Below are 13,457 nucleotides of genomic sequence, written 5' to 3'. Positions count from 1 at the left end.
CATGAACAACTGGATCAGCGCCCTCGCCGACCTGCAAAACCAGAGTGAACCCTGCGTACTGGTGACCATCATCGAAGAGCTCGGCTCCACGCCGCGCAATGCCGGTTCGAAGATGGTGATCAGTGCCGCGCAAACCTTCGACACCATCGGCGGCGGGCACCTGGAATACAAGGCCATGCAGATCGCCCGCGACATGCTTGTGCGTGGCCAGCAGAACACCCATCTGGAGCGCTTCAGCCTCGGCGCCAGCCTGGGCCAGTGCTGCGGTGGCATCACCGTGCTGCTGTTCGAACCCATGGGCCAGGTACAGGCGCAGATCGCGGTGTTCGGCGCCGGCCATGTCGGCCGCGCGCTGGTGCCGTTGCTGGCGAGCCTGCCGTGCCGGGTACGCTGGATCGATTCCCGCGAGCAGGAGTTTCCGGAACATATCCCCCAGGGCGTGCGTAAAATCATCAGCGAAGAGCCAGTGGACGAAATTGCCGACCTGCCGGTGGGCAGTTACTGCATCGTCATGACCCACAATCACGCGCTGGACCTGGAACTCACCGCCGCCCTGCTCAAGCGCAATGACTTTGCCTACTTCGGCCTGATCGGCTCGAAGACCAAACGCGTCAAGTTCGAACACCGCCTGCGCGATCGCGGCTTCGACGCCGCGCAGATGCAACGCATGCGTTGCCCCATGGGCCTCAGCGAGGTGAAGGGCAAGTTGCCGGTGGAGATCGCCATCTCCATCGCCGGCGAAATCATCGCCACCTATAACGCCAGTTTCGGCCAGCACACCGCGAGCGCCGAACCCATTGCCAAATTGCTGCCGGCCTCGCGCCGAAGCCAAGCTATCAATTGAGACGACCATGCCTTTGACTCGCAAAGCCTACCGTGCCGCCCTCCTGCACAGCATCGCCGACCCCGCTGAAGTTGGGATCGAAGCCTCCTACGAGTATTTCGAAGACGGCCTGCTGGTGATCGAAAACGGCCGGATCAGCGCCGTGGGCCATGCCGCCGACCTGCTGCCGAGCTTGCCTGCCGATATCGACATCACCCATTACCAGGATGCGCTGATCATCCCCGGCCTGATCGACACCCATATCCACCTGCCGCAAACCGGCATGGTCGGCGCGTATGGCGAGCAGTTGCTGGACTGGCTCAACACCTACACCTTCCCGTGCGAAAGCCAGTTCGCCGACAAGGCCCACGCCGAAGAAGTCGCAGACATTTTTATCAAGGAACTGCTGCGCAACGGCACCACCACCGCACTGGTGTTCGGCAGTGTGCATCCGCAGTCGGTGAACGCATTCTTTGAGGCGGCGGAAAAACTCGACCTGCGCATGATCGCCGGCAAGGTGATGATGGACCGCAACGCTCCGGACTACCTTACCGACACCGCCGAATCCGGCTACCAGCAAAGCAAGGCGCTGATCGAACGCTGGCACGGCAAGGGCCGCCTGCACTACGCGGTCACCCCGCGTTTTGCGCCGACCAGCACGCCGGAACAATTGGCGCTCGCCGGGCAACTGCTGGGCGAGTACCCGGACCTGTACATGCAGACGCACATCAGTGAGAACAAGCAGGAAGTCGAGTGGGTGAAGGCGCTGTTTCCGGAGCGCAGCGGCTATCTGGATGTGTACGACCACTACCAGCTGCTGGGCGAGCGCTCGGTGTTTGCCCACGGCGTGCACCTGTGTGATGACGAGTGCGCACGGTTGGCGGAGACGGGGTCGGCGGTGGCGTTCTGTCCGACCTCGAACCTCTTCCTCGGCAGCGGCCTGTTCAACCTGCCGATGGCCGAGAAACACAAGCTGAATGTCGGCCTGGGCACCGATGTGGGTGGCGGCACCAGTTTCTCGCTGCTGCAAACCTTGAACGAAGCCTACAAGGTCATGCAACTGCAGGGCGCGCGGTTGAGCCCCTTCAAGTCACTGTACCTGGCTACCCTGGGCGGTGCGCGGGCGCTGCGCCTGGAAGACAAGATCGGCACGCTGCAGCCGGGCACCGATGCCGACTTCCTGGTGCTGGACTACAACGCCACGCCGCTGCTGAGCTATCGCTTGAAGCAAGCCAATAACATTGCCGAGACGTTGTTCGTGTTGATGACCCTGGGGGATGATCGGACGGTGTTGCAGACGTATGCGGCCGGCCAACTCGTGCACCAACGCTGATCTGCGCCACGACACAAAACAAATGTGGGAGGGGGCTTGCTCCCGATAGCGGTGGATCAGGCACTTAATTCAGTGACTGACACTCTGCCATCGGGAGCAAGCCCCCTCCCACATTTTTTAATCGGGTTTACAGCTTGACCGAAGAACGCCCCGGCTTCTTGGTCTGCAACAGATGCGAGAACACCGCATGCAAATCATCCGACGCACTTTCCTCGTCGAGGTTGAGCTTGCTGTCGATGTGATCCATGTGATGCATCATCAAATTCACCGCCAGCGCCGCGTCCCTCGCTTCGATAGCGTCGATCAGTTGCGTGTGCTCATCGTAGGAGCAGTGCGAGCGGTTGCCGCTTTCGTACTGGGCGATGATCAACGAGGTCTGGGACACCAGGCTGCGCTGGAAGCTGATCAGCGGCGCGTTTTTCGCGGCCTCGGCCAGCTTGAGGTGGAACTCGCCGGAGAGGCGGATGCCCGCCCCGCGATCGCCGCGGGAGAAGCTGTCGCGCTCGTCGTTGACCATCTGGCGCAGTTCGGCCAGTTGCTCGGCGGTGGCGTGCTGCACCGCCAGCTCGGTGATCGCTCGCTCTACCAGGCGCCGGGCCAGGAACACCTGGCGTGCTTCTTCCACGCTTGGGCTCGCCACCACCGCGCCACGATTGGGCCGCAGCAACACCACGCCTTCATGGGCCAGGCGCGACAGCGCGCGGCGAATAATGGTGCGGCTGACGCCGAAGATTTCGCCCAGTGCCTCTTCGCTCAATTTGGTACCGGGTGCCAGGCGCTGCTCGAGGATCGCCTCGAAGATATGCGCGTAGACGATATCGTCCTGGGTTCCGCTGCGACCGACCTTGCCGGCTCGCGGTTGTTTCTTGAGAGGTTGCAACTGTTCGTTCATGGGCACTCGGGTAGGGAGAACGGCGGCGAATTAACGGTAATACGGCAACTTTAAGGTAATACGGCAACACGGGGTCGCTGGCAAGTATCACCTAAAAACAGCGCACATTGTACACAACCCACTGCGCCAACACACTGTACGGCTGTTTGCGGTGCCGTCTGTATTGCAATGAGTCGTTACGTTTGAGTTTAGGCTTGAATCTGCGCCGTCACCGGCAAACACCCAGGTAAAAGGAACACCTCTCCATGACCGACGCCACCCAAGCGCCCTTGCGCCCGCTGGCCGACACTTCTGCCTCCGCCGTCGTCGCCGGCTTTATCGCCATGATGACCGGCTATACCAGCTCCCTGGTGCTGATGTTCCAGGCCGGCCAGGCGGCCGGCTTGACCACGGCGCAGATTTCTTCGTGGATCTGGGCGATTTCCATCGGCATGGCGGTCTGCAGCATCGGCCTGTCCCTGCGCTATCGCACGCCGATCACCATTGCCTGGTCCACCCCCGGCGCGGCGCTGTTGATCACCAGCCTGGGCGGTGTGAGTTACGGCGAGGCCATCGGCGCCTACATCACCTGCGCGGTGCTGGTGACGCTCTGCGGGCTCACCGGCAGCTTTGAAAAACTGGTCAAGCGCATCCCGGCATCGTTGGCGGCCGCGTTGCTGGCGGGGATCCTGTTCAAGATCGGCAGCGAAATTTTCGTCGCCGCGCAGCATCGCACCGGCCTGGTACTGGGGATGTTTTTCACCTACCTGATCATCAAGCGTCTGTCGCCACGCTACGCGGTACTGGCCGCCCTGATGATCGGTACCCTGCTGTCGGGGCTGATGGGCTTGCTGGACTTCAGCGGTTTCCACCTGGAAGTGGCGACGCCGGTGTGGACGACACCGCACTTCTCGTTGGCGGCAACCATCAGCATCGGGATTCCGTTGTTCGTGGTGGCGATGACCTCGCAGAACATGCCCGGCGTCGCCGTACTGCGGGCCGATGGCTATAACGTGCCGGCCTCGCCGCTGATCACCGCCACCGGCCTGGCCTCGCTGGTGCTGGCGCCCTTTGGCTCCCACGGCATCAACCTGGCGGCGATCAGCGCAGCGATCTGCACCGGCCCCCATGCCCATGAAGACCGTAATAAACGCTACACCGCCGCCGTATGGTGCGGGGTGTTCTACGGGATAGCCGGGGTGTTCGGCGCAACACTGGCGGCACTGTTCGCAGCCTTGCCCAAGGAACTGGTGCTGTCGATTGCGGCCTTGGCCTTGTTTGGCTCGATCATCAATGGCTTGAGTATCGCCATGAATGAGCCGAAGGAACGGGAAGCGGCGCTGATCACCTTTATGGTCACCGCGTCAGGCTTGACGTTGTTTTCCATCGGCTCGGCGTTCTGGGGGATTGTGGCGGGGGTGTTGACGCTGCTGATTCTGAACTGGCGCAAGGCATAAAAAAACGGCGACCCTCAGGTCGCCGTTTTTTTCAGTATCACTTAGCCGCGTTGATCGGCTTTTCCGGATACCACACGTCCAGCAGCGGGCTGACTTCAGCCTTGGTCAGCTCGGAACGGGTTTTCAGCCAGGCTTCGACGGCAGCGCGCTGCTGTTCGGAGACCGAGCCACGCTTCTGCAGGCAAACCAGACCGTAGTCATCGCCGCCGACATAGCCCAGGCCGTTGGCTTCCATGGCTTCTTTGATGAATGCTTCGAGGAAAGCGTCGATAGCTTCTTCACTCAGGCCTTCTTTGAAGTCCAGGTTCAGTTCGAAACCCAGCTCTTGAAATTCATCAACGCACAGTTTTTTGCGCAGACGCTGGGAACGGTTAGTCGCCATTGGAACAATCCTCATAAGTAATAACGGGCGGCACTTTAGCAGTTTAAGACGACGATTGCCCGACTCTCTGGGACAGGCGGCCGTTTGCTGTTAAAAAAACGCCAATTACCAGCTATCGTTCAGCTACAAGTGCCTTCACCTTGGGGCATAATGCCGACACTTTCATGACCATTGAGGGAATTTTCCTATCTACCCCTCGCCTTTTTCACCCTCCTCAGCAGTAGGGTTTTACTTCTTATGATCAAATCTTTGCGTCCATTGCTACTCGCCAGTTTTCTCCTGCCACTGGCCTTTTCCACCTCCGCAGCCCCGATCAATAACACCCTGCCCCCGAACGTCCAGCAGGCACTCGCCAAAGCCAAGCTGCAAAACACTGCGCTGTCCCTGGTGATGATCCCGCTGAACGGCCCCGGCACCCCCACGGTATTCAACGCCGACGTCTCGGTAAACCCGGCTTCCACCATGAAACTGGTCACCACCTATGCGGCCCTGGAAATGCTCGGCCCCAACCACCAGTGGAAAACCGAGTTCTACACCGACGGCACCCTCAGCGGTGGCGTGTTGCACGGCAACCTGTACCTCAAGGGCGGCGGCGACCCCAAGCTGAACATGGAAAAACTCTGGCTGCTGATGCGCGACCTGCGGGCCAATGGCGTGCAGCAAGTCACCGGTGACCTGGTGCTGGACCGCAGTTTCTTCAACCAACCGCAGTTGCCGGAATTCAATGATGACGGCAACGACGAGAACAAACCGTTCCTGGTCAAGCCCGACGCCCTGCTGGTCAACCTCAAGGCCCTGCGCTTTGTGACCCGTAACGATTCGGGGCGCGTGCTCGTCTCGGTCGAGCCGCCGATTGCCAGCATCCGCATCGACAACCAGGTCAAGGCCTCCAACGCCAAGCAGTGCACCGGCGACGTACGCTACAACCCGGTCACAGGCGCCGATGGCAGTATGACGGTCACCGTCAGCGGCCAATTGGCCGATGGCTGCAGCTCGCAGACTTATCTGTCGTTGCTGGACCACGCCACCTACACCGCTGGCGCGGTACGGGCGATCTGGCAGGAACTGGGCGGCAGCATCCAGGGCCGCGATATCCAGGCACCGGTGCCCAAGGATGCCAAGGTACTGGCCCGCGCCTTTTCGCCGGACCTGGCGGAAATCATCCGCGACATCAATAAATACAGTAACAACACCATGGCCCAGCAATTGTTCCTGAGCCTGGGCGCGCAGTTCCGCAACGATGCCGACGGCGACGATGCCAAGGCCGCGCAACGTGTGGTGCGCCAGTGGCTGGCGAAGAAAGGCATCACCGCGCCACACCTGGTGATGGAGAACGGTTCGGGCCTGTCCCGTGCCGAACGGGTCAGCGCCCGCGAAATGGCCGCCATGCTGCAAGCCGCCTGGAAAAGCCCCTACGCTGCGGAATACATCAGCTCAATGCCGATCGCCGGCACCGACGGCACCATGCGCAAACGCCTGAAGACCACCGCCATGCGCGGCGAAGCCCACGTCAAGACCGGTACCTTGAATACCGTGCGCGCCATTGCCGGGTTCAGCCGCGACAACAACGGCAACACCTGGGCGGTGGTGGCGATCCTCAACGATCCGAAGCCGTGGGGCGCGTCGTCGGTGCTGGACCAGGTGCTGCTGGATCTGTACCGCCAGCCAAAACTGGCGGCGGCGGCTCCCGTCCTATAGGAGCGAGCATCAGGCCCGCGCCCTCTCGGCCTCCACCCGGTCCCTGCCCGCCTGCTTGGCCACGTACACCGCCGAGTCGGCACGCAACAACAGGCCATCAATGCCTTCATCCACCCGCCAGCTGGCCACACCAAAGCTGGCGGTGACGATGCCCACAGGCTCCATCGGCAGGTTACGCAGGGATTGCCACAACTCCATGGCCAGGCCATAAGCCTGCTCGCCATCGGTATTGGGGCACAGCACCATGAATTCCTCGCCCCCCAGGCGGCAGAACACGTCGGTGCGGCGCAGACGCTGACTGATGCGCCTGCACAACTCCTGCAACACCCCGTCGCCAACCGCATGCCCGTGCTGGTCGTTGATACGCTTGAAATGATCGATATCGAGCATGATCACCGACAGCGCCCCACTGGTCCGGTTGAGTCTCGCCATCTCGGCCCTGAGGCGGTCCTGGAAATAGCGACGGTTGTGAATCCCGGTCAGGGAATCTGTGATGGACAGCGCGCGCAGTTCCTCTTCAACCCGCTTCAAGTCGGAAATGTCCGACACATAGCCATGCCACAGCGTACCGCCCCCCGGTAACTCTTCCGGGGTGGCCTCGCCGCGAATCCAGCGTAAACCCCGTTGCGGCAACTGCACCCGGTACTCTTCGCGCCAATGGCTCAACTGCAATGCCGACAGGCGAATCGAGGCCCGCACCCGATCCGCGTCCAGCGGGTGGATTCGCTCGAAGACCTTCGTCGCATCCCGCTGCAACACGCTGACCTCGATTTCATAGATATCGCGCATGCCATCACTGGCGTAGATAAAGCGCCAGTTATCCTGGGGTTCCAGGGTGAATTGGAAGATCCCCCCGGGTACGTGGGCACTGAGTTTCTTGAGCAGGCGGTCCCGCGCCGCCAGGGCCTCGTAGGCGCGTTTCTGCTCGGTGACGTCCAGGTAAATCGCGAGGTACCCGACCCACAGACCATGGTCATCCAGCAATACGGTGGCCAACATGTTCACAATCAGCTGACTGCCATCCTGGCGGACCAAGGTCCACTCCCGGGCTTCGTGCAGGTTGTCGGGGCTTTCCACCAGCATCGCCTGGCTCGCCGGGATACGCTTGCCCAAGGTCACGCTCAGGCTCGCGGAACGTGCCTCCAGCTCCAACGCCAAGTGCAGGCTTTCCAGGGTCAGCTTGCCCACCACCTGGTCGGCCTCGTACCCCAGCATCTGCTCGGCACCGGCGTTGAAGGTGTTGATCACGCCCCGCAAGTCAGTGGCAATGATCGCCACTTGGGTAGCGGCGTTGAGTACGCTGCGCAACTGGCCATGGGCACCACGTAGTTCCTGCTCACGCAAGCGCAACTGCACAGTGCGTTGCTCCACCAGTTTCAACGCACGCTGGCGCTGGCTCACCAGCACATAGAGCAAGGCGCTGAGCAGCAGGCTGAGTAGGCTACCCATGGTCAGGATCGTGGACAGCGAGGAATAGTTGGCCTGCTCGAACACCTTGCTCGGGCGCAGGCTCAGGGCGTACACATGATCGCCCAGGGTCAGGCGACGCGCGCCAGCAAGGTCACTGTTGGCCACGGCATTGCCGGACTCGAAGAGCACGCGCTTTTGCAAGTCGGAGGTGTCGACGATCTGCATCACCAGGTTGTCCCGCTCCGCTTTTGGCAAGCCCTCGGCGACCAACTGGCGCATGCTGATCACCGCCATTACGTAACCGTATGGCTCATTTGGGGACGGCTCGGACGTGGGCAGGTGACTCACCGGCGCGACCAGTAATACACCCGTGGCATAAGCCGGCTCGACCCCCACCAACTGCATCGGTTGGGACACCGCCAGCTTGCCGCTCTTTTGCGCCCGCTCAAGGGTCGAGCGCCGCAGGGGCTGGGCCAACAGATCAAAACCCAGGGGCGACCCCAGCAGGCTTTGAGTCTGGCTATAGAGCACCGGAACGTATTCATCACGCTCGGGCGCCGGGGCCAGTTCGCCGACGCTATTAAGTTCACGGATAACAAAGGGTACCCCACGCAGGCGGGACACCTCTTGTTCAAATTGGCTGCGCTGTCCGCGAAACACACGGGGTGCCCAGGCGTAGGCCCGGGCGCGCAACAGTAACGGCTGGGCAAACCCGTCGAACTCCTCGCGGGACACAACATCGGAGTTGACGAAGAACCGCCGCAGGCTATTCAGGCGTTGTTCCTGATCCTCGAAACGTTCCTGCAAGCGGCTGTAACGCTCGTTGACCAGCAACTGAAAGCGCTGGCGAACCTGTTGCTGATAGAGGTCGGAGGCCGCCCAGGCGACGATGGCCGTCAGCGCAAAACCTGCCAATAACACCACCAACGCCACCAGCCAAGCCGACGCCTGTTCACTGATAAAGCCTAGGATTTTCGGGCGAACGGCTTGCAACGGCATAGGCAACACTCACAACGCCAGCGTGCGGGGGGTGTCACTTTGGCTAGGCCTTAAGTTATAGCCATCGGCCCAGGGTTTGACCAGCGTAAAAAAGCCGCAAGCCCGGAATAGTCCAGGCTTGCGGCTTTTTCGTGGCGGCGATCAGCGAGCAGTGATTTTCCACGCCCGGTGGATCTTCGCATTACGCGCAAAATCCGGATCGATGGTCTTGTCGCTGATTTCCTCGACCGCATAGCGTTCGCTGAGATTGTCCTCCAACTGGAACTTGCGGAAGTTGTTCGAGAAGTACAGCACGCCACCCGGTGCCAGGCGCGCCATGGCCAGGTCAAGCAACTGCACGTGGTCGCGCTGCACGTCGAAGATGCCTTCCATGCGCTTGGAGTTGGAGAAGGTCGGCGGGTCGATGAAGATCATGTCGAACTCATCGCGGCTGGCCTCCAGCCAGGCCATCACATCGCCCTGCTCCAGGCGGTTCTTGTCGGAAAAACCGTTGAGCGAGAAGTTGCGACGTGCCCAGTCCAGGTAGGTCTTGGACAGGTCGACACTGGTGGTGCTGCGCGCGCCGCCCTTGGCTGCGTGCACACTGGCGGTGGCGGTGTAGCAATACAGGTTGAGGAAACGCTTGCCGGCCGCTTCCTTCTGGATACGCATGCGCATCGGACGGTGGTCGAGGAACAGACCGGTGTCCAGATAGTCGGTGAGGTTGACCAGCAGCTTCACGCCGCCTTCGCTGACCTCGGTGAACTTGCCCTGGGCGCTCTGGCGCTCGTACTGCTTGGTACCGCTCTGGCGCTCGCGACGCTTGACCACCACGCGGCTCTTGTCGATGTTCAGTGCCTGGGGAATGGCCGCCAGGGCATCGAACATGCGGGCCGAGGCTTTTTCCGGATCAATGGATTTGGGGGCGGCGTATTCCTGCACGTGAACCCAATCGTGGTACAGGTCGATGGCCATGGAGTATTCAGGCATATCGGCGTCGTATACGCGGTAGCAATCCACCCCTTCACGCTTGGCCCACTTGCCCAGCAGCTTGAGGTTCTTTTGCAGGCGGTTGGCAAACATCTGCCCACCTTCGCTCAGGCGCGCCTGCTCGACCACGGGGGCCGGGGCGGGCTTGATCGGGTTGCCGTTCTTGTTGTACTGGCGCTCCTGCGGCTCGGCCGGGGCCTGGTCGTAAACCGCCTGCTCACGTTCGGCCTGGCGCTGTTCCGGGGTACGGCGCTCGCCGGTGACGAACTGATCCGGGTTGACCTTGATCAGCAGCAACTTGCACGGCAATGCGCCGTTCCAGAACGAATACTGCTTGTGGCTGCGGATCCCCATGCGCTTGCCCAGGTCCGGCGCGCCGGTGAACACCGCCGCTTCCCAGCCCATGCAGACCTGGCGCAGGCGCTCGCCGAGGTTCTGGTAGAGGTACAACAGGCTGGCTTCGTCACCCAAACGCTCGCCGTAGGGCGGGTTGCAGATCACCAGGCCTTTCTGGTTCTGGTCCGGGCGCGGCTCGAAGGTGCCGACTTCGCCCTGGTACACCTTGATCCAGTGGCTCAGGCCGGCGCGCTCGATGTTGTTGCGGGCGGGCTGGATCAGGCGCGGGTCGGCTTCGTAGCCCCGCACCCACAACGGCGGCTTGTTCATGCCGATGGCCGCGCGTTCAGTGGCCTCGGCGTGGAGTTTTTTCCACAGCGCCGGGACGTGGCCGAGCCAGGTGGTGAAGCCCCACAATTCGCGATTCAGGTTAGGTGCCATGTCGGCGGCGATCATCGCGCCTTCCACCAGGAAGGTGCCCACGCCGCACATCGGGTCAGTCAGCGCGCCGCCTTCGGCAGCAATGCGCGGCCAGCCGGCACGAATCAGGATCGCCGCCGCGAGGTTTTCCTTCAACGGCGCGGCGCCCTGCTGCAGGCGGTAGCCGCGCTGGTGCAGGCTGTGGCCGGACAGGTCAAGGGACAGGATCGCTTCGCCACGGTCCAGGCGCAGGTGGATGCGCAGGTCCGGGTTGATCTTGTCGATGGACGGGCGTTCGCCGGTCGGAGTGCGCAGCTTGTCGACGATCGCATCCTTGACCTTCAGCGCGCCGAAGTGGGTGTTGTCGATGCCTGAGCCGTGACCGCTGAATTCCACCGCCAGGGTACCGTCAGAAACCATGTGATCGGCCCATTCAATATCCAGCACACCGTGATAGAGGTCTTCGGCGTCCTTCATCGGGAAGCGCTTGAGCACCAGCAACACACGGTTGGCCAGGCGCGACCAGAGGCACAGGCGATAAGCGGTTTCCATGTCGGCCATGCCGCGCACGGCCGAGGTGTGCTCGCGGGCGTCCTCAAGGCCAAGCCCGACGGCTTCCTCGATCAGCAGGCCTTCGAGGCCCTTGGGGCAGGTGAGGAAGAGTTCAAAACGGTCCGACATGGGGCATTCCAGGCTTTTCAGCAATAAGTGAACGGGCGACGCATCGCCGGCTCGGTTTTCAATCAAGCACTTTTCTTGAAGAGTGCTCGCGTGGCACGAATGTGCCGTTCCACCCCGTCTGACGGGCCTTGGAGCCTTTATTGACGGGGCAGAGAGAGAATTTGACGCAACAAAAAGAAATATTCCGACCCTTCGTCGAATAATAACCGACAGCAACAGAAGGACATTCTCACTAAAGGATTAAACCCATCCTCTTTGCAGGGTGCATCATAGCTGGCTTTGCCCAACAAATGGGGCGAAAAGCCATCCCAGCTTATGGCTATAGCATCGTTATCGTTACGTGCTTATGACAAAACGATCATTGAATCCATGTGACCTATTGGTTAGAACTCAACACAGGTTGGCGCCGTAACGACGCCGACACCTAGGCTCGCCACGCCGGCAGCGAGCCCACCAACGGCAGAAAAACTCTGCCCGGCCTCAGACGAGGCCGAAGGATATCAAGACAGTCAACAAGTGAGGGAAACACCCTATGAGAAGACTTAAGCGTGATCCGTTGGAAAGAGCATTTTTACGCGGATATCAATATGGCGTTCATGGCAAATCCCGTGAGCTTTGCCCATTTACTCTACCGTCGGTACGCCAAGCCTGGATCAACGGCTGGCGAGAAGGACGCGGCGACAACTGGGACGGTATGACTGGCACTGCGGGAATCCACAGACTCAACGAACTTCACGCCGTCGGCTAATCAAGGGCATTTAATTCCGACACCACCACGAATATGTAACGACTTAACCACGCACGCCCTATCCAGGCGGCGGGCTTCGGCCCAGGGGCTCCTCTTAAGGAGCCCTTTTTATTGGCCTGAGAATAATGAGGACTACCGTAGGAGCGAGGGGGACGCCTAGTTCTTGCTCGCGAAGAACCCGAGGGCGCCGCGTTAAGCCAGATGCGCAGCGCTATCGTTGACGTTCTTCGCGAGCAAGAACTAGGCGTCCCCCTCGCTCCTACACGCGCAAGGCCGCAATTGCATCCACTGACTGGCGGATCAGCGCCGGGCCTTTGTAAATAAAACCCGAGTACAACTGCACCAGGCTGGCACCCGCAGCGATCTTCTCGGCTGCATGCTTGCCTTCGGTGATGCCGCCCACCGCGATGATCGGCAAACGCCCGGCCAGCTCAGCGGCCAGCACCTTGACGATATGAGTGCTCTTGTCACGCACTGGCGCACCCGACAGGCCGCCCGCTTCATCGCCATGGGCCAACCCTTCGACGCCGACACGGCTGAGGGTGGTGTTGGTCGCGATGACCGCATCCATGCCCGCATCCACCAGGGCCTGGGCCACCAGCACGGTTTCTTCGTCACTCATGTCCGGGGCGATCTTGATTGCCAGCGGCACACGCTTGCCATGGCGCACGGCCAGGTCTTCCTGGCGTTGGCGCAGGGCTTCGAGCAGTTGCTTGAGCGAATCGCCGAACTGCAGGCTGCGCAGGCCCGGGGTGTTGGGCGAGCTGACGTTGACGGTGACATAGCTGGCGTGGGCGTAGACCTTGTCCAGGCAGATCAGGTAGTCATCCACTGCGCGCTCGACCGGCGTGTCGAAGTTCTTGCCGATATTGATGCCGAGGATGCCCTTGTACTTTGCGGCCTCGACGCGCGACAGCAGATGATCGACGCCCAGGTTGTTGAACCCCATGCGATTGATGATCGCCTCGGCTTCCGGCAGGCGGAAGATACGCGGCTTGGGGTTGCCCGGTTGCGGTCTCGGCGTCACGGTGCCGATCTCCACAAAACCGAAACCCAACTGCGCGAAGCCATCGATGGCCGCACCGTTCTTGTCCAGGCCGGCAGCCAGTCCGACCGGGTTGGGGAAGTCGAGCCCCATCACCGACACCGGCGTTTTCGCCGGCGCCTTGCATACCAGGCCATTGAGCTCCAGGCGGCCACCGGCACCGATCAGGTCCAGGGACAGATCGTGGGAGGTTTCCGGGGAGAGTTTGAACAACAGCTGGCGGGCCAGGGTATACATGGGCGGGCTAGACTCGGATGGCGGCGAAAGGTGGCGGCGATTATAGCG

The 13,457-nt window shown here is 61.3% G+C and carries 10 protein-coding genes; 5 read left to right on the top strand and 5 right to left on the bottom strand.

Features of this window, described 5'->3' with window-relative positions; genetic code table 11:
• Position 1: 1 nt before the first annotated feature.
• Entirely contained in the window at positions 2–844 is an 843-nt protein-coding gene (xdhC, locus tag V3W40_RS09865; protein ID WP_330214954.1) for a xanthine dehydrogenase accessory protein XdhC, read from the top strand.
• A gap of 7 nt (positions 845–851) precedes the next feature.
• Positions 852–2,156: a guanine deaminase gene (gene guaD / locus V3W40_RS09860; RefSeq protein ID WP_330214953.1), complete on the top strand. Its 1,305-nt coding sequence runs from the start codon at positions 852–854 to the stop codon at positions 2,154–2,156.
• A gap of 127 nt (positions 2,157–2,283) precedes the next feature.
• Here guaD and V3W40_RS09855 read toward each other — a convergent pair whose 3' ends face one another.
• Positions 2,284–3,048, bottom strand: coding sequence for a GntR family transcriptional regulator (locus V3W40_RS09855; RefSeq protein WP_065924765.1), 765 nt, complete (start codon positions 3,046–3,048; stop codon positions 2,284–2,286).
• A gap of 245 nt (positions 3,049–3,293) precedes the next feature.
• Here V3W40_RS09855 and V3W40_RS09850 point away from each other — a divergent pair, with 245 nt between their 5' ends.
• Positions 3,294–4,484 carry a benzoate/H(+) symporter BenE family transporter gene (locus V3W40_RS09850; protein ID WP_065924766.1) on the top strand — a complete coding sequence of 397 codons (1,191 nt, stop codon included), beginning with the start codon at positions 3,294–3,296 and terminating at the stop codon, positions 4,482–4,484.
• A gap of 37 nt (positions 4,485–4,521) precedes the next feature.
• On the opposite strand, the gene V3W40_RS09845 is transcribed toward V3W40_RS09850, so the two are convergent.
• Entirely contained in the window at positions 4,522–4,866 is a 345-nt protein-coding gene (locus tag V3W40_RS09845; RefSeq protein ID WP_330214952.1) for a YggL family protein, read from the bottom strand.
• 237 nt (positions 4,867–5,103) lie between these two features.
• Here V3W40_RS09845 and dacB point away from each other — a divergent pair, with 237 nt between their 5' ends.
• A complete protein-coding gene (gene dacB / locus V3W40_RS09840) occupies positions 5,104–6,564 on the top strand; it encodes a D-alanyl-D-alanine carboxypeptidase/D-alanyl-D-alanine endopeptidase (protein ID WP_065924767.1) in 1,461 nt (486 codons plus the stop codon).
• A gap of 9 nt (positions 6,565–6,573) precedes the next feature.
• On the opposite strand, the gene V3W40_RS09835 is transcribed toward dacB, so the two are convergent.
• The gene (locus V3W40_RS09835; protein ID WP_330214951.1) at positions 6,574–8,973 is read right to left on the bottom strand and encodes a sensor domain-containing diguanylate cyclase; all 2,400 of its coding nucleotides are present in this window, start codon (positions 8,971–8,973) and stop codon (positions 6,574–6,576) included.
• Positions 8,974–9,114: 141 nt separating this feature from the next.
• Positions 9,115–11,379 carry a bifunctional 23S rRNA (guanine(2069)-N(7))-methyltransferase RlmK/23S rRNA (guanine(2445)-N(2))-methyltransferase RlmL gene (rlmKL, locus tag V3W40_RS09830; RefSeq protein ID WP_330214950.1) on the bottom strand — a complete coding sequence of 755 codons (2,265 nt, stop codon included), beginning with the start codon at positions 11,377–11,379 and terminating at the stop codon, positions 9,115–9,117.
• Between the two features lie 532 nt (positions 11,380–11,911).
• Between rlmKL and rmf the strand changes: the two genes are divergently transcribed.
• Entirely contained in the window at positions 11,912–12,127 is a 216-nt protein-coding gene (gene rmf, locus V3W40_RS09825; protein ID WP_002553055.1) for a ribosome modulation factor, read from the top strand.
• 259 nt (positions 12,128–12,386) lie between these two features.
• Here the strand turns inward: rmf and V3W40_RS09820 are convergent, their stop codons facing one another.
• Entirely contained in the window at positions 12,387–13,409 is a 1,023-nt protein-coding gene (locus V3W40_RS09820) for a quinone-dependent dihydroorotate dehydrogenase (RefSeq protein WP_330214949.1), read from the bottom strand.
• Positions 13,410–13,457: the final 48 nt, after the last annotated feature.

The organism is Pseudomonas sp. AM8 (assembly GCF_036346475.1).
Classification (GTDB): Bacteria; Pseudomonadota; Gammaproteobacteria; order Pseudomonadales; family Pseudomonadaceae; genus Aquipseudomonas; species Aquipseudomonas marginalis.
The sequence above is the reverse complement of the archived record's forward strand: the minus strand, read 5'-3'. Positions and strand labels throughout refer to the sequence as shown.